We start from the raw sequence: 20,421 nt of genomic DNA, 5'->3' as shown, positions 1-20,421 counted from the left end.
TCAGTCGGTGAGGTCGAGGGCGGCGTGGACGATGCTGTCGGTGTCGATGGCGTGGTACCGGTAGACGTCCTCGAGGGAACCCGACTGGCCGAAGCCGGTGACGCCCAGGGCCGTCGTCGGCACCCGGTTGACGGTCGCGAGGAACGCCAGGGTGTGCGGGTGGCCGTCGAGGACGGTGACGAGGGGGGTCGCCCGGTCGGCCGGGAGGACCTGGTCGAGGATCCAGGTGTCGGCGTCGCCGTGGCCCTGGCGGGCGCGGACCGCGCGGTAGAGCAGGTCGGGGCTGGTGATGACGAGGACGTCGGCGGAGATGCCGAGGGTCTCCAGCCGGGCGGCGGCGGCCAGCGCCTCGGGGACGAGCGCGCCCATCGCGGCGATCGCGACGTCCGGGGCCTTGCGGCGCAGCAGCGTGTAGGCCCCGGCGACGACGTTGCGGCGGCGCCGCTCGTAGGCGGCCGGGTCGGCGGGCAGCGCGGCGAGGGACTGGTCGACGGGCCGGGTCGACAGCCGCAGGTAAGCCGAACCGCCGTCCGGCCTGCCGAGCCGGGCGAGGCTCGCCAGCAGCGTCCAGGCCGTGTCGATGGCGAACGCGGGCTCGTAGTAGGTGCAGCCGGGCTGCTCCAGCCCGATCGACGGGGTCTTGATCGACTGGTGCGCGCCGCCCTCCGGCGCCAGCGTGACGCCCGACGGGGTGCCGACGAGGATCGACTGGCCGCCCGCGTAGATGCCGAACGACCAGGGCTCCAGCGCCCGTTCGACGAACGGGTCGTAGAGGACGCCGATCGGCAGCAGGGGCTCGCCCCACCGGCTCCAGGTCGCGCCCAGTTCGCCCAGCAGGCCGACCAGGTTGACCTCGGCGATGCCCAGCTCGATGTGCTGCCCGGCCGGGTGCTCGCGCCAGTGCAGGATGGTCTCGGCGTCGTCGGAGAACCAGTTCCGCCGCTCGGTCGGCGACCACACGCCGACCTTGTTGACCCAGCCGCCCAGGTTCGTCGACGAGCTGACGTCCGGGCTCACCGTGACGATCCGGCGGGCCGCCTCGGGGGCGTCGCGCGTCAGGTCGAGGAGGGTCCGGCCGAGCGCCGCCTGGGTGGTGGTCGTCCCGGCCGGGCGGCGGGCGACGTCCACGGGTAGGGCGGGCGGCGTCTTCTCCGCGAAGGACGGACGGTTCAAACGCGCGGCGACCTCCCGGCACAGGTCGTCCTCGGGGGTGCCTTCCGCGAACCCGCGCCAGGGGTCGGCGGGGTCGGCGCCCGTCCGGTCGGCGAGATCGCGCATCTGGTCGCCGGTGAGCAGCGCCGAGTGGTTCTGCGGGTGGCCCTTCATCGCCAGGCCGCGGCCCTTGACGGTGTAGGCGAAGATGACGGTCGGGCGGGTGTCGTCGATGGCGGCGAATGCGGCGTCGAGCGCGTCCAGGTCATGGCCGCCGAGGTTGGCGACGGCCTCGACCAGCGCGGCGTCGGCCACGTCGGCGACGAGTGCGGCGACCGCCCCGGCGTCGGGTCCGGTGCCGGGCAGGCGGCGGCGCAGCTCGGCGGCGTCGCAGCGCAGCAGCCGCTGGTACTCGGGGTTGGCCATCGCGTCGATCCGCGCGCGGAGCGCCGCGCCGCCCGGACGGGTGAACAGCTCTTCGAGGACGTGCCCGTACTTGAGCGTGATGACCTGCCAGCCCGCGGCGTCGAACATGCCGCGCAGCTTGGCGGCGGCGATGTTGGGCACGACCCGGTCGAGCGACTGCCGGTTGAGGTCGACGATCCAGACGACCTCGCCGAGTTCGGCCACCGCCGGGTCGAGGACCGCCTCCCAGACGGCGCCCTCGTCGAGTTCGGCGTCGCCGACGAGGGAGTACTGCCGGCCGGTGCCCGCGCCGCCGAAGGCACCGTCGACGAACCGGCGGGACAGCGCGCCCCAGATGGGGGCGGTCGCCCCGATGCCCACCGAACCCGTCGCGTAGTCGACCGGGTCGGGGTCCTTGGACCGGCTCGGGTAGCTCTGCAGGCCGCCGAAGTCGCGCAGCCGGGTCAGATAGGACGCGTCGAGCCTGCCGAGCAGGTAGTTGATGGCGTGCAGCACGGGCGAGGCGTGCGGCTTCACCGACACCCGGTCCTCCGGCCGCAGGTGCCGGAACCACAGCGACGTCATGATGGAGACCAGCGACGCCGACGACGCCTGGTGGCCGCCGACCTTGAGCCCCGACGTGTTCGGCCGCACCGCGTTGGCGTGGTGGATGATCGCGCTGGACAGCCACAGCACCCGGTCCTCGATTCCGCGCAGGACCCGCGCCTCCCCGTCGTCGCCGTCCGTCACCAGGGCCGCCTCGCCGATACTCGCCACCGTCATCGCTCCGCCTCGTTCGAGGGTCATTTGCCCCGAGATTGAAGCAGTGACAGCCAATGTGGTAAATGCCTGAGGTAAAAGTTAAGCATTACGCCCAGAAGCACACGGGCGGCGACAGCGGGAGGCAGGCACTATGCCCAAGCCGGAGAGCGCCGACGCGGTCGACGCGCGCATCCTCCTGGAGCTCGCCCGCGATCCGCGGGCGACGACCGTCGCGGTGGCCGAGCGGGTCGGGATCGCGCGGAACACCGCGCAGGCTCGGCTGTCCCGGCTGGAGCGCGACGGCACCCTCGACACCTTCGAACGCCGCGTCTCCCCCGACGCGCTGGGCTACTCGCTCGCCGCGTTCATCACCGCCCGGGTGACCCAGCGCAGGCTCGACGAGGTCGGTTCGGCGCTCGCCGCGGTGCCGGAGGTGCTCGAGGTACACGGGATCTCCGGGGCCGACGACCTGCTCATCCATGTCGTCGCCGCCCACGCCGACGACCTCTACCGGATCGCCGGCCTCATCCTCGCGATCCCCGGGATCGAGCGGTCCAGCACCTCGCTCGTGATGCGGAGCCTCGTGCCGTACCGGATCACCCCTCTGCTGCGCCGCGCGGCCGACGAGCGGTGACGAGCGGGTTTCTCCCGTTCATGATCCCTTCACCGTCCGGTGGGCAGGACTCCATGCGCCGTGCGTTGCCGGTGGGCGGGCGCGGGCGGAGGATCTGGGGGTTATTTCGGACAGAGGAGAAAACGATGTTTCGGCTGGTCGGCAAGGGCACGTCCAAGCGGCGGCGCGGCGGTGTGATCGCGGCGGGTGCGGCGGTCGCGGCGGGACTCGCGCTGCTGCCCGCGGCGGCGAACGCGCAGAAGCCCGTCGGCGGACCGGACGGATCGGGCGCGCTGAAGGGCGCGAAGATCCTGCTGTCCAACGACGACTCCGTGCAGGCGGCCGCCGCCGACGGGGCCGACGGGCGCGGCCTGTACTTCCTGCGTCGGTCGCTGTGCGCCGCCGGGGCCGACGTCGTCGTCGTCGGGCCGTGGCAGCAGCAGAGCGGCCGGGCGCGCTCGATCTCCCAGGCCCCGCAGGTCGCGCTCGCCGCGCCGACCAAGATCCCGGCCGGGTTCGAGGGCGACTGCTCCACCGCGCCGTCCAAGGGCGTCGTGCTGGGCGCGTGCGCCGCCACCGCGTGCACGCCGACCACCGCCTCGGTCACCCCGGCCGACGCCGTCGAGCTCGCGCTCAGCGCTTACCTGCCGCAGCAGCCGGGCTGGGCCGACGGGCCCGACCTCGTCCTCACCGGCACCAACTCCGGCGCCAACATCGACATCGCGGTCAACATGTCCGGCACCGTCGGCGCGGCCACCACCGCGGCCGAGCACGGCGTCCCGGCCATCGCGGTCAGCGCCAACGGCAGCGGCCTCACCTCGGCCCCGACCGACCTCACCTACCGGACGGCCGCCGACTTCGCCGCCAAGACCGCGGCCCGCCTCCTCGGCCGCAAGGGTGCCGCCGACCGCCTCGGCGAGGACAAGCTCCTCCTCAACATCAACGTTCCCGACGTCACCGCGGGCAAGACCCCCACCCCCCGCTGGACCGTCATGGGCGACACCCCCCTCGGCAGCCTCACCTACACCGCCGACGGCAAGGGCGGCTACCGCATCGGCTACACCCTCGCCGACGCGAACACCAGGCTCGACCCCCGCAGCGACACCGCCGCCCTGCGCGACGGCCGCATCAGCATCGGCGCCATCTCCGTCGACCGCACCGCCGACGGCAAGTGGCTCGGCTCCCTGAACCTGGCCCGCTGACCCCCGCCCCACCCGCGCCCGAGCACCACCGGCCCCGGGCCCGCTTCCCCACGGAACCGGACCCGGGGCCGTGCCACATCCGGCGAGACCGTTCCGCCCACCCGAACCCGCCCTCGCCGACAAGCTGCGGGAACGGAGCGGGCACAATCGGAGGGAAGAGAGACGGCGCGCCGGAGCCGGTCCGGTGCGCGGTGGCTTCCCGACCCTGCGAGAGGCACGCTTGATGCAGTCCTCGGACCCGCGCGACCGCCGGACGGTGGCCGACGCCATGCTCCTCTCGCCGAAGGTGCACGGCCGGGACACGACCGTCGCGGACGCGGCGGTGGTGCTGCGCAACGACCATGTCCACGCCGTCCTGGTCGTCGACGGTGCGGTGCTGCTCGCGGTGGTCGAGCGGGGCGATCTCGGCGCGCCGCCGCACCTGCCCGCGCGGTCGGCCGGGCGGCTCGGGGAGCGGGTCGCACGGCCCGGGGACGATCTGGAGACCGCGCGGCGGGCCATGGCCGTCGCCGGACGCCGCCGCCTCGCCGTCGTCGGCGAGGGCGACGTCCTGCTCGGCCTGCTCTGCCTGAAGCGCACCGGCCTCGGCTTCTGCTCCGATGAGGGCGTCGAGGCGCGCGCCGCGGAACGCCGCGCGGCCTCGGCCGAGGACCTCGCCCAGACGCCGTAGGCGCGGCTCCGCCTACTCCGGGCCGACGGACAGCGCGGTGAGGGCCGCCCGGATGCGGTCGGGGAGCGAGCCGCCGTGCTGCATCCAGTCGTCGAGGGAGATCCGGACCGAGGCCATGACATATGCGGCGAGCAGCCGGGGCCTCGGGTCGTGCTCGGCGAGGCCGGGCACGCGCGGGGCGATGAGGTCCGCGATCGCGGTCTCGTAGCGCTGGTAGGTCTGGAGGGTCCAGGCCTTGAGCGTGGTGGACGTCCTGGTCAGCCGGGCGAGGTCGCTGAGCTGCGCCCGGTCGGGCGGCAGGATGTCGGCGAGCTCCCCGAAGGCGGCGATGACGGCGTCGAGGGCGCCCAGGTCGGCGGGCTGGCGGGCGAGCGCGTCGGTGATCATGGTGAGCCACGGGCCCGTGACGCCTTCGGCGACCGCGTTCTCCTTCCCGTCGAAGTAGCGGAAGAAGGTCGAGCGGCCGACCTGGGCGTCCTCGGCGATCTGGTCCACGGTGGTGGCGGCGAGCCCCTGCCGGGAGGCGAGGCGGGCCGCCGAGGCCGCGATCCGGGCGTTGGTCGCGTGCCTCTTGCGGATCCGGAGGCCCTCCGGTTCACTATGGGACATAGTGCCATTTTGGACTATGTCCCATTTTTGCGGCAAGCCTTGGCGGCCTGCCGCGTCCCCGGAGGAGCTGTCGGATGGGCGTGAACCAGCGCGGCAAGATCACCATGACGGACGAGGAGGTCGCCGCCTTCCTGAACGAGCAGCGGGTCGCCACCCTGGCGACCAACGGCCCGAGCGGACGGCCCCACCTCGTCGCCATGTGGTACGCGGTGCTCGACGGCGTCCTGTGGTTCGAGACCAAGGCCAAGTCCCAGAAGGCCGCGAACCTGCGCCGCGACGGGAACGTGACCGTGATGGTCGAGGCGGGCCACACCTACGACCAGCTCCGCGGCGTCTCCCTGGAGGGCACCGCCGTCGTCGTCGACGACCCCGCCGCGCTCTGGGAGGTCGGCGTCAGCGTCTGGGAGCGTTACAGCGGCCCCTACTCAGAAGAGGTCAAGCCCCTGGTCGAGGTGATGCTCAACAACCGCGTCGCGGTCCGCGTCGACGTCGAGCGGATCCGCTCCTGGGACCACCGCAAGCTCGGCATGCCCGCCCTGGACCTCGGCGGCTCCACCGCCGCGTTCCTCTAGCCGGCATTCGTGATCGGGATGTTAGTCGCCCGATCACCCCGTGTACGGGGGCGCTGCGTAGGCTGCGAGCACACGGTCAGAGATCGCGTGGAAGTGATCCCAAGGAGTCGGTGTGACGACCGGACCCCGTCAGGCGACCGAGGGCCCCGCACTCAGCGTCCCCCGTCCGCCGAGTCTCCGGCACTCCCCGCTCGGCCTGGCGTTCGTCGCCTCGGCCTGCGTCGCGGCGGTCAGCGCGGCGGCGGTGCTCTTCCTCCTGGCGACCCGCCCCGCCCCGCCCGTCACCGTCCGCGGCATCATGGCCTCCAAGCAGGACTTCTTCAACGACCGCGAGGTCCAGCGCCTCCTGCTGGCGCACGGTGTCCGCGTCGAGGTCACCGCGCGCGGCTCCGGCGAGGTCGCCTACGAGGTGCTCAACCAGAAGAGCGAACGCTACGACTTCGCCTTCCCCTCCGGGCAGCCCGCCGCCGACCAGATCAAGGCCCGGCGCCAGGAACGCGGCCTGCACTCGGTGACGACCCGGCTGTTCAGCAGCCCGATCGTGCTCGCCACGTTCCGCGAGTACGCCGAGACCCTGGTCCGCAACGACGCCGCGACCCGGCACGGGAACGGCTCGGCCCCGTCGCTCTACTACACGCTGGAGACCGCGCCGTTCCTCGAGTTCGGCAGGCAGGGCAAGACCTGGAACGACATCGGGCTCGGACATGAGGCGGGCCCCGACGGGACGCCGGTCAGCAACGGCAACCGCGTGCTCGCCCGGACGTCCGGGGTGTGCCGGACCAACTCCGGGGCCACCTACCTCGGCCTCGTCGCCTTCGTCGTCAACGGGGAGGAGCCCGCGCAGACCGCCGCGGACGCCGACCGGCTCGCCGCGCGGATCCAGCCGATCTTCGCCGCGACGGGCATGGCCGAGTCCGAGCTGTGGCGGACCTATGTGACGCCGGAGGGCAGGAGCCAGGGACCCGTCGTCGTGGTCTACGAGCACCAGTTCTTCGCCTACCAGCTCGACCAGGTCCGCCGGACCGGGCGCCCGGACGGCGAGCGGGTCCTCCTGTACCCCAGGCAGGAGTTCCTGACCGATCCGGAGTACATCTCCCTCAAGCCGTCCGGCGACCGGCTGGGCGTCCTGCTGCGCACCGACCCCGCGCTGCGCGGGCGCATGATGGAGCTCGGCTTCCGGGTCATGGACGACGCCGACACCACCGGGACCGGGACCGGGCGGCTCTTCGGGTTCCTCACCGCGAACGGCGTCCCGCCGCCCGCGCCGCGCACCGACTTCACCCGCGCGGAACTGCCCGTCCTCGCGCTTCTCCAGCGGATGGTCGAGACCGTCGACGGGTGCGGCCGGTGAGGCGGCCGCGGCGCCTGATCGCCGGTCTCGCGGCCTGCGCGCTGCTCCTCCTCGGCACCGCGTGCACCGGCGACCCGCCCGCGGTCAGGCTGCGGGTGCTGGCCAGCCCCGAGCTCACCGACATGGCCCCGCTGCTCGCCGGGCTGCGCGCGGACACCGGGATCGAGCTCGTCCTCGACCACCGCGGCACCGTGGAGGCGTCCCGCCTCCTCGCGGCCGGCGGCACCGGCCACGACCTCGCCTGGCTGTCCGACGACCGCTACCTCCAGCTCCTGCTCCAGGAGGCGGCCGACCCGCCGCTGTACCCGCTGTCCGCCAAGACGATGACCTCCCCCGTGGTGTTCGGGATCCGGCCGGAGGCAGCCGCGCGGCTCCGGCGCGAGGCCGGGGACCCCCGGCTGTCCTGGGCCGACCTCGCCGATGGCGCGGCCGAGGGGCTCGTGCGCTTCGGGATGGCCGACCCGCGCAGCGCCAACAGCGGGCTCTCCGCCCTGGTCGGGATCGCGACCGCCGCCGCGGGCACCGGCGGGGCGCTGCGCCCCGAGGACGTCGCCTGCGACAGGTTGCGCGGCCTGTTCTCCGGCCAGACGCTCACCGCCCCGACGTCCGACGCGCTCGTCGACGCGTTCGTGGCGGGCCAGGACGAGACGGACGCGCTGATCGGGTACGAGTCGACGCTGCTGGCGCTCAACGCGAGCGGACGGCTCCGCGAACCGCTGGAGATCGTCTATCCCGAGGACGGGATCGTGCTGTCGGAGTACCCGCTGCTCCTCCTCGATCCGGATCGCCGCGCCGCGTACGACGAGGTCGTGGCCTGGCTGAAGCGGCCGGAGACCCAGCGGAGGATCATGGCGCGGACGCTGCGCCGCCCCGTCGTGCCCGAGGTCGAGCGGGACGCCAGGCTGCGCGCCGAGATCGGGAACGCCCTCTACTTCCCGGGCCGGGCCGAGGTCGTCGAAAGGCTGCTCGCCGACCACGAGGCGGCCCGCGCCCCCGGCCAGGTGGTCTTCGTGCTCGACTACTCAGGGTCGATGCGGGGCGCGCGGATCAAAGCACTGCGGGCGGCCTTCGCGGGCCTCGACGGTGCGGATACGTCGCCCTCCGGGAAGTTCGCGCGGTTCTACCGGGGTGAGAGGTTCATCCTGATCCGCTTCGGCGACGGCGTGCGGGCCGAGCGGGACGTCACCCTCACCGGCACCGCCGAGGCCGCCGCCGTCCACGACTTCCTCGGCGCCGACGAGTTCAGCCGCACCACCGCGGTGTGGTCCGCGCTCGACCACGCCTACCGCCGCGCGGCCGAGCTCAGGCGCGCCGACCCGGCGCGGCCGACGACCGTCGTGCTGATGACCGACGGGCTGAGCAACGCCGGCATCGGGTTCGCGGAGTTCGTCCGCAGGTACCGCGCCCTGCCCGCGGAGACGCGCGAGGTGCCCACCTACGCCATCCGGTTCGGCGAGGCCGACCCGGCCGAACTGCGCCGAGCCGCTGAGACGACCGGGGGCCGCATGGTGGACGCGACCGCGTCCTCGCTGGAGGCCGCCTTCAAGGAGACCCGTGGCTGCCGCTGACCCCAGGAGGAGCCGATGCTCGCGCTGCTGACGGTGATCTGCTGCTGCGCCCTCGCCGTCGCGGGCGCGACCGGGTACGCGCAGGTGCGCGCCGGACGCCGCCGCCTCGCCGCGCTGCGGACCGGCCAGAACCGCAGCGTCTGGGTCTACCTGGATGAGGACGGCGCCATCGACCTCTACCGCCAGGGCGACTACCCCTACCTCCAGCGCACGGTCGAGCGGACGACCCGCCGCACCATCGCGTCCCGGCTGCGGCTGCGGTCCGCGCCCCTGAGCGGCGGCGCCGACCACGTCGCCGGAGAGCAGCTCGTCACCCGGTACTTCGAGGACGCGGGCGCGGTCACGGCCATCGGACGGATCGTCCGCGCCCTCGACGCGGCCCACGACATCATCTACGTCGACCTCATCAACCAGCGGGTCCTGCCGAACGCAGGACTGGACCGCGCCCTGGAGCCCGCCTACGGCGACCGGGCGGGACGGGTCGGCTCCGTGCGGCTGCGGGAGCTGGAGCCGGCGTTCGTGTCCGTCGAGGGCAGGTTCCGGATCATCGCGGAGACCGACACGACGGTCACCTTCGCCGCCCCGTACGGCGATCCGGGCACTCTCGCCGAAGACGCCCCCGTCGTCAGCGTCACCTGCCCCGCCGCCGACGTCCGCCTGCCGAGCGGCCCGCCCGCCCCGTTCCGCGCCCGCTGCCTCGGCAAGATCAGCTGGAACCCCTCGGCGGGCACCCTGGAGATCTCCCCCCTCCTCGCCATCTACCGCTGACCCAGCCCCATCGGAGACGGAGCGGCCGACCCGCGGGTAACATGACGGCGCCATGTCTCAGATCGCCTCCCCTGACGCCCTCGCCGCGCCCCTCGTGCTCGGCCGCGGCCCCGCCTGGCCGAACCGCTTCGCGGTCGCGCCGCTCACCAACCTCCAGAGCCCCGACGGCGTGCTGTCCGAGGACGAGTACGCGTGGCTCGTCCGGCGGGCCGAGGGCGGGTTCGGGATGGTCATGACCTGCGCCGCGCACGTCTCGCAGGCGGGGCAGGCGTTTCCGGGGCAGCTCGCCGCGTGGGACGACCGCTTCCTGCCGGGCCTGACCCGGCTGGCCGCCGGGATCGCCGCGGCCGGGGGCGTGGCCACGCTCCAGCTCCACCACGGCGGCCGCCGCGGCGACGCCAGGCTGTCGGGCGTGCCCGTGGTCGCGCCCTGGGACGACCCCGCCAAGCGCGCCAGGGCGCTCACCACCGACGAGGTCGAGCGGGTCGTCGCGGACTTCGTCGCGGGGGCCGTCCGGGCCGAGCGCGCGGGGTTCCACGGGGTCGAGGTGCACGGCGCGCACGGCTACCTCGTCTGCCAGTTCCTCAGCCCCAGGAACACCCGCGCCGACCGCTACGGCGGCTCGTTCGAGAACCGGCGGCGGATGCTGTGGGAGGTGCTCCGCGGCATCCGCGAGGCGACCGGCCCCGGCTTCCAGCTCGGCCTGCGCCTGACCCCGGAGCGCAGCGGCATCCCGCTCGCCGAGGCCCGCGCCCTCGCCGCCGACGTCCTGGCCTCCGGCCTCCTGGACTACCTCGACATGTCCCTGTGGGACGCGTTCAAGGAGACCCACGAAGAGGAGCACCGCGACAGGCTCCTCATCGAGCACTTCACGACCCTCCCCCGCGGCGCCACGAAGCTGGGCGTCGCCGGAAAGATCACCTCGGCGCCGGACGCCGCCTGGTGCCTGGACAAGGGCGCCGACTTCGTCCTGATCGGCGCGGGCGCCGTCGTCCACCACGACTTCCCCGCCCTGGCCCTGGCCGACCCCGGCTTCCGCCTCGTCCACCCGAGGCCGCGCGAGCACTTCGTCGCCGAGTCCGTCGGCCCCCGTTTCCTGGACTACCTCGCCACCCAGTGGACCGACTTCGTCTCCTGATCATCAGATCGCCTCAACGGGCCTCCCTTCTCCGTCCCGTACGGAGAAGGGAGGCCGTTCCCGTTCCCGCCCCTTCTGCGCCGGCGGACGAGCCGGGACCCATCGGCACGTTCCGTGACCGTTCGCTGGCGGTGGGACAGAGGGCCCGCTCAAGATAGGGGTCGCCAAGTAGGGGGTTTAGACGGTCTCCACAAAGTCCGGGGGTCAGCATGCGCTGTCTCCGACATGGCGCTACCGGTGCGTAGGCGGAAGGGTTGGACACTGCCGGGATCACCGTTGCCCCCGGCGCCGTCATCGTCGTCTCATGGAGGGCTTGGTCGCGTGTTCACTCGCATTGCCATCGTCAACCGCGGGGAAGCCGCCATGCGGCTCATTCACGCGGTACGTGACATCGCAGCGGAGACCGGGACACGGATCGAGACCGTCGCCCTGCATACCGACGTCGACCGGGCGTCGGCGTTCGTACGTGAAGCCGACCTCGCCTACGATCTCGGCCCCGCCTCGCTGCGCCCCTACCTCGACCTGAAGGTGCTGGAGAAGGCGCTGAAGGAGACCGGGGCGGACGCCGCCTGGGTCGGCTGGGGCTTCGTCGCGGAGGACCCGGCGTTCGCGGAGCTGTGCGAGGAGATCGGGGTCGCCTTCGTCGGGCCGAGCCCGGACGCCATGCGCAAGCTCGGCGACAAGATCGGCGCGAAGCTGATCGCCGAGGAGGTCGGCGTGCCCGTCGCGCCGTGGAGCCGCGGCGCGGTGGAGACCCTTGACGCGGCGATCGCGTCGGCGTCCCAGGTCGGCTACCCGCTCATGCTGAAGGCGACCGCGGGCGGCGGCGGGCGCGGCATCCGGGTGATCACCAACGAGGCCGAGCTGGCCGACGCCTACGAGCGCACCAGCCAGGAGGCGGCCCGCGCGTTCGGCAGCGGCGTGGTCTTCCTCGAACGGCTGGTCACCGGCGCGCGGCACGTCGAGGTCCAGGTGATCGCCGACGGCCAGGGCACCGCGTGGGCCCTGGGCGTCCGGGACTGCTCGGTGCAGCGCCGCAACCAGAAGGTGATCGAGGAGTCGGCATCGCCGGTCCTGTCCCCCGAGCAGGTCGCCGAGGTGAAGGCCTCGGCCGAGCGGCTCGCGATCAAGGTCGGCTACCGGGGCGCGGCCACCGTCGAGTTCCTGTACCACCCGGGTGAGCGGCTGTTCGCGTTCCTCGAGGTCAACACCCGCCTCCAGGTCGAGCACCCGATCACCGAGTCGACGACCGGGTTCGACCTGGTCAAGGCCCAGCTGCACGTGGCGTCCGGCGGCCGCCTGGAAGGCGTGATCCCGGCCGAGCGCGGCCACGCCGTCGAGGCCAGGCTCAACGCCGAGGACCCCGACCGCGACTTCGCGCCCTCCCCCGGCCGCATCGCCAGGTTCGACCTGCCCGTCGGCCCCGGCATCCGGGTCGACACCGGCTTCGCCGAGGGCGACGTCATCCCCGCCGACTTCGACTCGATGATCGCCAAGATCATCGCCTACGGCCGGGACCGCGAGGAGGCCCTCGGGCGCCTGCGCCGCGCCATGCAGCAGACGACCGTCGTCATCGAGGGCGGGACGACCAACAAGAGCTTCGTGATCGAACTGCTCGACCGGCCCGAGGTGATCGACGGCTCCGCCGACACCGGCTGGATCGACCGGATCCGGGCCGAAGGCGGGCTCGTCGCGCACCGGCACTCGGCCGTCGCGCTGGCCGCGGCCGCGATCGAGGCGTACGAGGAGGAAGAGGGCGCCGAGCGGCAGCGGCTGCTGTCGACCGCGTCCGGGGGCCGGCCGCAGGTCCAGCACGAGAGCGGCAGGCCGCTCGACCTCAAGCTGCGCGGCGCGTCCTACCGGGTGCGCGTCGCCCGGGTCGGGCCGCACCGCTTCCGGGTCGGCGTCGAGGCGGGCGAGGACGTCCGCACCGCCGACGTCGAACTCGAGCGCTTCGACCGGTACACCGGGCGGATCACCGTCAACGGAGCGCGCTACCGGCTCCTCACCGGAACGCACGGGCCCGTCCACCTCGTCGAGGTCGACGGCGTCACCCACCGGGTCAGCCGGGACGAGGGCGGCGTCGTCCGGTCGCCCACTCCCGCCCTGGTCGTCGCCACGCCGCTGGCCGTCGGGGCCGAGGTCGAGGCGGGCGCGCCGGTCCTGGTGCTGGAGAGCATGAAGATGGAGACGGTGCTGCGCGCGCCGTTCCGGGCCCGGCTCAAGGAGATCACGGTCACCGTCGGCAGCCAGGTCGAGAGCGGCGCCGCGCTGCTCAGGCTCGAGCCGCTGGAGGACGCCGGCGCCGACGAGGCCGCCGTCACCGAGTCCATCGAACTCGACCTGCCCGCCGCGCCCGCCTCCGTCTCCGCGCGGGAGAGCGCCGAGCGCGGCCTGGAGGACCTGCGCAGCCTGCTCCTCGGCTTCGACGTCGACCCGCACGACGAGCGCCGCGTCCTCAACGGCTACCTCGCCCACCGCGGCGGGGCCGCCGAGGACGGGCACAAGATCCTCGCCTGCGAACTCGCCCTCGTCGAGGTGTTCACCGACCTCGCCGAGCTCAGCCGCAACCGGCCGACCGGCGAGGAGCCCGGCCATGTGCACAGCGCCCGCGAGCACTTCCACACCTATCTCCAGAGCCTCGACGTCGAGCGGGCCGCGCTGCCCGAGACGGTGAAGGCCGCCCTCGGCCAGGCACTCGCCCACTACGGCGTCACCGAGCTGGACCGCACGCCCGCCCTCGAGGCCGCGGTGTTCCGGATCTTCCTCGCCCAGCAGCGGGCGTCCGCCGACGCGGCCGTCGTCACCGCGCTGCTGCGCGCGTGGCTGCTGGAGCCGACCCCGGACGCGCTGATCGGCGAGCAGGCCGGACCCGCGCTGGAGCGCCTGGCGACGGCCACGCAGGTGCGCTTCCCGGCCATCGCCGACCTCGCGCGCGGTGTCGCGTTCGCCTGGTTCGGCCAGCCGCTGCTGCGCCGCAACCGCGCCCGCGTCTACACCGACGTCCGGCGGCACCTGCGGGTGCTGGACACCGCGCCGCAGGCCGCCGACCGGGACGAGCGGATCGCGGAGATGGTCCGCAGCACCCAGCCGCTCGTGCGGCTGCTCGCGCAGCGGCTCACCCGGGAGGCAGGTCCGGACAATTCGGTCATGCTCGAGGTCCTGACCCGTCGCTACTACGGCAACAAGGGCCTGACCGGCGTCCGCACCAGCGAAGCCGCGGGCTGCACGTTCGTCGTCGCCGAGCGCGCCGGCTCCCGGCTCGTCTCGGCCGCCGTGCGGTTCGAGGCCCTGGGCGGGGCCCTCGACGGGCTCGCCGAACTGGCCGGCGACGGCGGCGAGATCGACGCCGACGTCTACCTGGCGTGGGAGGGCCAGCCCGACGACTTCGAGGCGATGGCGGCGGCGCTGCACGAGGTCGTCGCGGCCCACCCGCTGCCCGGCCGGGTCCGGCGCCTGACCCTCACCGTCGCGGGCAGCCGCGGCGCGGTCATGCACCACCACTTCACGTTCCGCCCGTCCGCCGAGGGCATCACCGAAGACCGGCTGATCCGCGGCCTGCACCCCTACATCGCCCAGCGCATGCAGATGGAGCGGCTGCACCGGTTCGACCTGACCCGGCTGCCGTCGCTGGACGAGGAGGTCTACCTCTTCCGCGGCGTCGCCCGTGACAACGCCTCCGACGACCGGCTCGTCGCGTTCGCCCAGGTCCGCGACCTGACCGAGCTGCGCGACGCCGACGGCAGGCTCGTCGCGCTGCCGACCGCCGAGTTCACCGTCGCGGCGTGCCTCGACTCGATCCGGCGGGCCCAGTCGCTGCGGCCGTCCAAGACCCGGTTCAACACCAACCGCGTCGTGGTCTACGTCTGGCCGCCGAGCGACCTGCCCCGCACCGAACTGGAGATGCTCGCCGAGCGGATCCTGCCCCGCACGTCGGGCGCGGGCCTGGAGGAGATCCTGTTCATCGCGCGCGAGCGCGACCAGGAGACCGGGGTGCTGGAGAAGGTCGCGATGCGGATCGCCTTCGACGCCACCGGCAACGCCGAGCTGACGATCGGGGAACCGCCGACCGAGGCCATCGAACCCGTCGACGGGTACCGGCTGAAGGTGCTCCGCGCGGGCAGCCGCAACACCGTCTACCCCTACGAACTGACGGGCCAGCTCGGCGACTTCACCGAGTACGACCTCGACGCGGCGCACGCCCTCGTGCCCGTCGACCGGGCGAAGGGCGGCAACAAGGCCGCGATCGTCGCCGGTGTCGTCTCCACGCCGACCGAGCTGCACCCCGAGGGCGTCAAGCGGGTGGTCCTGCTCGGCGACCCGACCAAGTCGCTCGGCGCGCTGTCGGAGCCCGAGTGCCGGCGCGTCATCGCCGCGCTCGACCTCGCCGAGTCGCTGCGCGTGCCGCTGGAGTGGTACGCGCTGTCGTCCGGCGCCCGGATCTCGATGGAGTCCGGCACCGAGAACATGGACTGGGTCGCCGCCGCGCTCAAGCGGATCGTCGAGTTCACCCAGGACGGCGGCGAGATCAACATCGTCGTCGCGGGCATCAACGTCGGCGCCCAGCCGTACTGGAACGCCGAGGCGACGATGCTCATGCACACCAAGGGCATCCTGGTGATGACGCCCGACTCGGCGATGGTCCTCACCGGCAAGCAGTCCCTGGACTTCTCCGGCGGCGTGTCGGCCGAGGACAACTTCGGCATCGGCGGCTACGACCGGGTCATGGGGCCGAACGGCCAGGCGCAGTACTGGGCGCCGAACCTGCTCGCCGCGCGGGACGTGCTGATGGCGCACTACGCGCACTCCTACGTCGCGCCGGGCGAGACCTCGCCCCGGCAGGCCGTGACCACCGACCCGGCGAACCGTGACGTCTCGGACTTCCCGCACGTGCTGGAAGGCAGCGACTTCACTACGGTCGGGGAGATCTTCTCCTCCGCGGCGAACCCCGACCGGAAGAAGCCGTTCGACATCCGGACCGTCATGCGGGCCCTGTCGGACCAGGACCACCCGGTGCTGGAGCGCTGGGCGGGCATGGCCGACGCCGACACGGCGGTCGTCCAGGACGTCCACCTCGACGGGATCCCCGTCTGCCTGCTCGGGATCGAGTCCCAGGCCGTCCAGCGGCGGGGGTTCCCGCCCACCGACGGGCCCGACTCCTACACGGCGGGGACGCTGTTCCCCAAGTCGTCGAAGAAGGCGGCGCGGGCGATCAACGCGGCGAGCGGGAACCGTCCGCTGGTCGTGCTGGCCAACCTGTCGGGCTTCGACGGGTCGCCGGAGTCGATGCGCAGCCTCCAGCTGGAGTACGGCGCGGAGATCGGGCGGGCCATCGTCAACTTCCGCGGGCCCATCGTGTTCTGCGTGATCTCCCGGTACCACGGCGGCGCGTTCGTCGTGTTCTCCAAGGCGCTCAACCCGAACATGACGGTGCTGGCGCTGGAGGGCTCGTTCGCCTCCGTGCTCGGCGGCGCCCCGGCCGCGGCCGTGGTCTTCTCCGGCGAGGTCGGCGCCCGCACGTCGGCCGACCCGCGCGTCCGGGACCTGGAGGGCCGCCTCGCCGCGGCCTCCGCCAGCCCCGAACGCGCCGCCCTGACGGCCGAGCTCGGCGACCTCCGCTCCTCGGTCCGCGCCGAGAAGATCAGCGAGGTCGCCGCCGAGTTCGACCGCATCCACAACATCCACCGCGCCGTCGAGGTCGGCTCCGTCGACGCCGTCATCACCGCCGCCGACCTCCGCCCCCGCATCATCACCTCGATCCGCGCGGGCCTCTCCTAACCCCGCCCGACCCCACCGGCCCGGCGCCGCCCCTCCAAGGGCGGCCCGGGCCGGCCCCGTTGCCGAACCATCCCCGCGCCCCCGAGCTTTCACCAGGAGCACGAGCCCGCCCGCACCCCCGCCCGCTCGAACCCACGCTCCCCGACAGTACGAGCCTCCCCTCACGCTTTCGCGCCAGGCCCGCCTTCAGAAGCAGAACAGCGGCAGCGGTGAAGGGCCGGAATCCCGGACCTCCCAACGAGATCCGGGACAAGCGCGTCGGCGCACCCACAGGCCCGAACTCGCTCGGTCATGGCACCACACCCGAAACGACGACGCCGAAAGCCGAACCACACGACGCGTCACAGCCCTTCCGCGGCCGCAGGCCGACCTCCGCGCACTCGAACTCACGGGTACGGGAGACCTCACCCCGCAGTCGCCGCACGGCGGACGCCTCCCGCGAGCGCGACGTGCGCGTGCCCGCGGCACGGGAGCACCCGCAGCACCGACGCGGGTGGGGAACAACGCCCACGGCGAAGACGCCGAGTGCCGAGCCGGACGACGTGTCACGGGGATTCGGCGAGCGCGGATCCGCCTCTGCGCTCTCGGACTCTCCGGTCAGGGAGATCCACGGTCGCCCACGCAGTGGACGGCTCCCCCACGAGCGCGGCAAGCACACGCCCACAGCGCGGAACTGCACCCACACCGACACGACCCGGGAAACGACGCCTGCGGGGAGACCTCGCATGCCGAGTCGGACGACGCGTCGGGGGTTCCGCGGGCACCGGTCGGCCTCCGGGCACTCGGATTCACGGGTCGGGGAGATCCGCGGGTGCACGTGCGGTGAACGGCTTCTCCGCGAGTGCGAGTGCCTGTGGGCGATGGGTGTGGGCGGGGGCGGGGGCGGGGGTGTCGTCCGTTACGTCGGGGGCATCGGGCTCCTGGTATATCGGGCTCCTGGTGTATCGGGCTCCTGGTATATCGGGCATTGTGCACCTCGCCGACGAGGCCGCGGTGACCGGCGTGGGACGCTGGGCTCCTGGTGGATGGGCCGTTCCAAGGGCGTGCGGGGGTTGCGCGGCGGTGTGCCGGTGGGCGCGTCCGGAAGGCGTCCTGGCCGGTGGGGGGAGGGCTGCCGGGCGTGGGCGGTGGTGGAACGGTCATGGGGTTTCGAGGGTGGTGCGGAGGCGGGTGGCCTCCTTGGCGGCTCGAGTGGTGCGGGAGGCGGGGGTCCAGGCGGTGAGGGCGGCGATGGGGGTTCGGGTGTGGTGGAGGTCGGCGTAGTCGGAGGCGGCGGCGAGGAGGGTGGCGAAGGGCGCGGGGGGACGGGCGTCAGGGGTCGGGAGGAAGGCCGTGATCGCTTCGGCGAACAGGGGCCAGAGGAGGGCTCCCGCGCGGACCGCGTCGACGAGCGAGGGGATGACGCGGGGCAGGACGAGGTCTTCGGCCAGGGCGGCGAGAAGCCGGCCGAGGTCGGCGGCCGGGAGGGCGTCTTCGGCCGCCAGGGACAGGAGCGCGTCGAGGGCCGCGGCCCGGTCCGCCGGGTGCTCGGAGGACAGCGCGTAGAGCAGGAGGGCGGCGGTCGCCGGGCCGGTCGGGCCCTTCGCGTCGGCGAAGGCGAGAACCGTGCGGTCCTGACCACAGCGGATACGGGGCCAGATCACGGCCTGCCGGAGCAGCTGCACGGCGCTGATCTCGCGGTAGGACGGGAGTGCCGACGGCCACCAGGCCGCCGCTCCGCTCCAGAGGTCGTCGGCCTTCTCCGGCTCGGGAAGGGCGCCGAGCAGCGCCGCCGACGGAAGGTCCGCCGCCCAGGAGACGGCGGCGGCGAGCCGGGGCGCGTCACCGCTGCCGTCCTTGAGCGGCAACCGCAGGAGCCGGTGCGTGACGACGGGTTCGACCAGGACGCCCTCGGTGAGCCAGGCACGCGCGATGTGCGCCGCCGTCGACTCCAGACCCGACAGGATCGCCGCGTCGGCGCCGCCGGGCAGCCGCAGCAGCGCCTGTTCGAGATCCGCGGTGCCCGGCGTGCGGCCCGCGTCCTGGAAGGCGCGCAGCCGCGCGGCGAACTCCTGCGGGTCCACGTGGCCCGAAGCGCTCGTCGGCGTCGCGAGCGGGGCCGGGCCGCCGAGGTGCAGTGCGGCCTCGACGAACCTGCGCCGGAACATCAGCTCCGGGGCGGGCGGGCTGTACCCGAAGCCGTTGGCCTTCTGCATCAGCGTGTCGACGTACTGGGCGAGGTCGTCGGCGGTCCGCTTGAAGATGAGGCAGTGAAGGGCGAGATCGATGCCCATCAGGTGGAGGATCAGGTCCTTGCGGAGGATGTGGGGCCGGTGTTTCTCGGCCAGCGCGCGCAGTTCGCCGGTGAGCGAGGGGCCGTGCACGACCAGCCCGGCGAGCAGCCGCTCGATCTCCGGCCACGGCAGGGTGCCGGAGATGTTGGTCAGGTGCAGGACGACGGCCTCGCGCAGCTCCGCGGCCGAGGAGATCGGCGGCTCCAGCTCGCGCGGCACCGCCGGGTACAGGACCGGCACGGGAGCCGGCTCCTCGGCCTTCACCTCGCCGTAGGCCGCCGCGATCTCGGCGCGCTGCGGCGCGGGGAGCACGGCCGCGGCCTGCCGGACGGTCTCGGCGGTGAGCGGATCCACGGCCTTCGCGCACTTCACCGCGATCTTCACGGACCGCTCGCGGATCGCCGCGTTCTCGTGACCGAGCACCCCGGCGAGCGCCTCGACGGTGGCGGACTCCCGGCCCCCGGCGGTCTTGTCGAGCCAGGACAGCGCGGCCTTGACGATCTTCAACTCGGGCCGGAACAGCACCGCGTCCGCGGACTCGCGGAACAGCGCGGGTTCGAGCGGCGCCGCCTCGTCGGCGGCGCGGACCGCGGCGAACGCGGGCTCGGCGACGCTCAGGACGGCCAGGGGCAGCAGGCGCACGTAGTCGCGCAGCCGCTGGGTCGCCTCCGCGGCGTCCGGAGCGAGCAGCGCGTGCAGTTTGACGAACCAGGTGAGCGACCGGGCCGTGCCGCCGCGCAGGAACCGCCGGACGCACCCGTCGAGGAGATCTGGCCTGTCGAGCTCGACGAGCAGATCCTCCACCAGCGGGCGCGGCCGGAGGCCGGGCCTGTCCCACTGGCGGGCGACGGCCAGGGCCTCGTTCCCGCCCAGGTACTCCCCCACCCCGTCGGTGTCGAAGATGGCCGGGGCCAGTGTCGCGAAGAACGGATCTTCCTTCGGGGGCACGTAGGTTCGCCAGCCGAGCCAGCCCACGACGAAAGCGGGCGAGGTGGGCGGTGCCTCCCGCGCCTCCATGTGCAGCAGCGCCGCGACCTCCCAGGCGGCGAGGTCGGCCCGCCACGCGGTCATGTCGGCGAGCCGGAGCCTGTCCGCCAGCCGCCGGGCCACGTCCATCCGCCAGGCGTCGGGCCGATGCGCGACGGCGGCGACGATCTGCCGCGCGAGCCGGGGGCCGCGCGCGTCCCGGACCTCGCCTCGCGTGATCCACGCGGCGGCCGCCGCCGCCCCGGAGATGCACCCGGCCCCGGCGACCCTGGCGGCCATCGTCCGCGGATCGTCCCATCGGCGCAGCCCCGCGGACCGCACATATCCCGGCAGCGCCCCCGCGACCTCCTTCCGGCCCGCGTCGCCCAGCCGGTTCGCCAGTACCGCGACCCCGGCGCAGTCCCCCGCGCCGATCAGCTCCTGCATCTCTTCCCACGTGCTCATGACGCCGACTTCCTTCCCTCATCCACACGAACAACCGAGACCACGGACCCAGCACTCGCCACCCGACAAGGGTGGATCTCTCCTCAGCTCGACCGCCCCGTCGTCCGGGGCCCGCCGCACGCAGGCGCG

The 20,421-nt window shown here is 73.5% G+C and carries 12 protein-coding genes; 9 read left to right on the top strand and 3 right to left on the bottom strand.

Annotation, left to right across the window (positions count from 1 at the left end):
• The gene (locus EDD29_RS12850; RefSeq protein ID WP_123664625.1) at window positions 1-2,340 is read right to left on the bottom strand and encodes a transketolase-like TK C-terminal-containing protein; all 2,340 of its coding nucleotides are present in this window, start codon (window positions 2,338-2,340) and stop codon (window positions 1-3) included.
• Window positions 2,341-2,470: 130 nt separating this feature from the next.
• Here EDD29_RS12850 and EDD29_RS12845 point away from each other — a divergent pair, with 130 nt between their 5' ends.
• The 3 genes from EDD29_RS12845 (at window position 2,471) to EDD29_RS12835 (ending at window position 4,804) form a co-directional block, all read left to right on the top strand.
• A complete protein-coding gene (locus tag EDD29_RS12845) occupies window positions 2,471-2,953 on the top strand; it encodes an Lrp/AsnC family transcriptional regulator (protein WP_123664624.1) in 483 nt (160 codons plus the stop codon).
• 125 nt (window positions 2,954-3,078) lie between these two features.
• Window positions 3,079-4,134 carry a 5'/3'-nucleotidase SurE gene (gene surE / locus EDD29_RS12840; protein ID WP_123664623.1) on the top strand — a complete coding sequence of 352 codons (1,056 nt, stop codon included), beginning with the start codon at window positions 3,079-3,081 and terminating at the stop codon, window positions 4,132-4,134.
• A 223-nt stretch (window positions 4,135-4,357) separates the two neighbouring features.
• Entirely contained in the window at window positions 4,358-4,804 is a 447-nt protein-coding gene (locus EDD29_RS12835) for a CBS domain-containing protein (protein WP_123664622.1), read from the top strand.
• A 12-nt stretch (window positions 4,805-4,816) separates the two neighbouring features.
• Here EDD29_RS12835 and EDD29_RS12830 read toward each other — a convergent pair whose 3' ends face one another.
• Window positions 4,817-5,413 (bottom strand): TetR family transcriptional regulator, encoded by a 597-nt coding sequence (locus EDD29_RS12830; protein WP_123664621.1) that lies wholly within the window; start codon window positions 5,411-5,413, stop codon window positions 4,817-4,819.
• A gap of 74 nt (window positions 5,414-5,487) precedes the next feature.
• On the opposite strand from EDD29_RS12830, the gene EDD29_RS12825 reads away from it, so the two are divergent.
• From EDD29_RS12825 to EDD29_RS12800, 6 genes are all read left to right on the top strand, one after another.
• Window positions 5,488-5,985: a pyridoxamine 5'-phosphate oxidase family protein gene (locus EDD29_RS12825; RefSeq protein ID WP_123664620.1), complete on the top strand. Its 498-nt coding sequence runs from the start codon at window positions 5,488-5,490 to the stop codon at window positions 5,983-5,985.
• Window positions 5,986-6,097: 112 nt separating this feature from the next.
• Complete coding sequence (locus EDD29_RS12820) at window positions 6,098-7,336, top strand: hypothetical protein (RefSeq protein ID WP_123664619.1); 1,239 nt, start codon at window positions 6,098-6,100, stop codon at window positions 7,334-7,336.
• Window positions 7,333-8,904 (top strand): VWA domain-containing protein, encoded by a 1,572-nt coding sequence (locus tag EDD29_RS12815; RefSeq protein WP_123670442.1) that lies wholly within the window; start codon window positions 7,333-7,335, stop codon window positions 8,902-8,904. Before EDD29_RS12820 ends, EDD29_RS12815 begins: the two co-directional genes overlap by 4 nt.
• 15 nt (window positions 8,905-8,919) lie before the next feature.
• On the top strand, window positions 8,920-9,672 hold the full coding sequence (locus tag EDD29_RS12810; protein WP_123664618.1) for a hypothetical protein: 753 nt from the start codon (window positions 8,920-8,922) through the stop codon (window positions 9,670-9,672).
• 52 nt (window positions 9,673-9,724) lie between these two features.
• Window positions 9,725-10,810: an NADH:flavin oxidoreductase gene (locus EDD29_RS12805; protein WP_123664617.1), complete on the top strand. Its 1,086-nt coding sequence runs from the start codon at window positions 9,725-9,727 to the stop codon at window positions 10,808-10,810.
• Window positions 10,811-11,131: 321 nt separating this feature from the next.
• Window positions 11,132-16,588, top strand: coding sequence for an ATP-binding protein (locus tag EDD29_RS12800; protein WP_123664616.1), 5,457 nt, complete (start codon window positions 11,132-11,134; stop codon window positions 16,586-16,588).
• A gap of 1,139 nt (window positions 16,589-17,727) precedes the next feature.
• Here the strand turns inward: EDD29_RS12800 and EDD29_RS12795 are convergent.
• Window positions 17,728-20,292 (bottom strand): DUF6493 family protein, encoded by a 2,565-nt coding sequence (locus EDD29_RS12795; RefSeq protein ID WP_123664615.1) that lies wholly within the window; start codon window positions 20,290-20,292, stop codon window positions 17,728-17,730.
• Between the last annotated feature and the right edge of the window lie 129 nt (window positions 20,293-20,421).

The organism is Actinocorallia herbida, assembly GCF_003751225.1.
GTDB classification, from domain to species: Bacteria; Actinomycetota; Actinomycetes; order Streptosporangiales; family Streptosporangiaceae; genus Actinocorallia; species Actinocorallia herbida.
The sequence above is the reverse complement of the archived record's forward strand: the minus strand, read 5'-3'. Positions and strand labels throughout refer to the sequence as shown.

Excerpts from the sequence above, each read along its gene's own strand:
- EDD29_RS12850 (WP_123664625.1), bottom strand. The coding sequence starts at position 2,340 with ATGACGGTGGCGAGTATCGGCGAGGCGGCCCTGGTGACGGACGGCGAC.
- EDD29_RS12845 (WP_123664624.1), top strand. The coding sequence starts at position 2,471 with ATGCCCAAGCCGGAGAGCGCCGACGCGGTCGACGCGCGCATCCTCCTG.
- surE (WP_123664623.1), top strand. The coding sequence starts at position 3,079 with ATGTTTCGGCTGGTCGGCAAGGGCACGTCCAAGCGGCGGCGCGGCGGT.
- EDD29_RS12835 (WP_123664622.1), top strand. The coding sequence starts at position 4,358 with ATGCAGTCCTCGGACCCGCGCGACCGCCGGACGGTGGCCGACGCCATG.
- EDD29_RS12830 (WP_123664621.1), bottom strand. The coding sequence starts at position 5,413 with ATGTCCCATAGTGAACCGGAGGGCCTCCGGATCCGCAAGAGGCACGCG.
- EDD29_RS12825 (WP_123664620.1), top strand. The coding sequence starts at position 5,488 with ATGGGCGTGAACCAGCGCGGCAAGATCACCATGACGGACGAGGAGGTC.
- EDD29_RS12810 (WP_123664618.1), top strand. The coding sequence starts at position 8,920 with ATGCTCGCGCTGCTGACGGTGATCTGCTGCTGCGCCCTCGCCGTCGCG.
- EDD29_RS12805 (WP_123664617.1), top strand. The coding sequence starts at position 9,725 with ATGTCTCAGATCGCCTCCCCTGACGCCCTCGCCGCGCCCCTCGTGCTC.
- EDD29_RS12795 (WP_123664615.1), bottom strand. The coding sequence starts at position 20,292 with ATGAGCACGTGGGAAGAGATGCAGGAGCTGATCGGCGCGGGGGACTGC.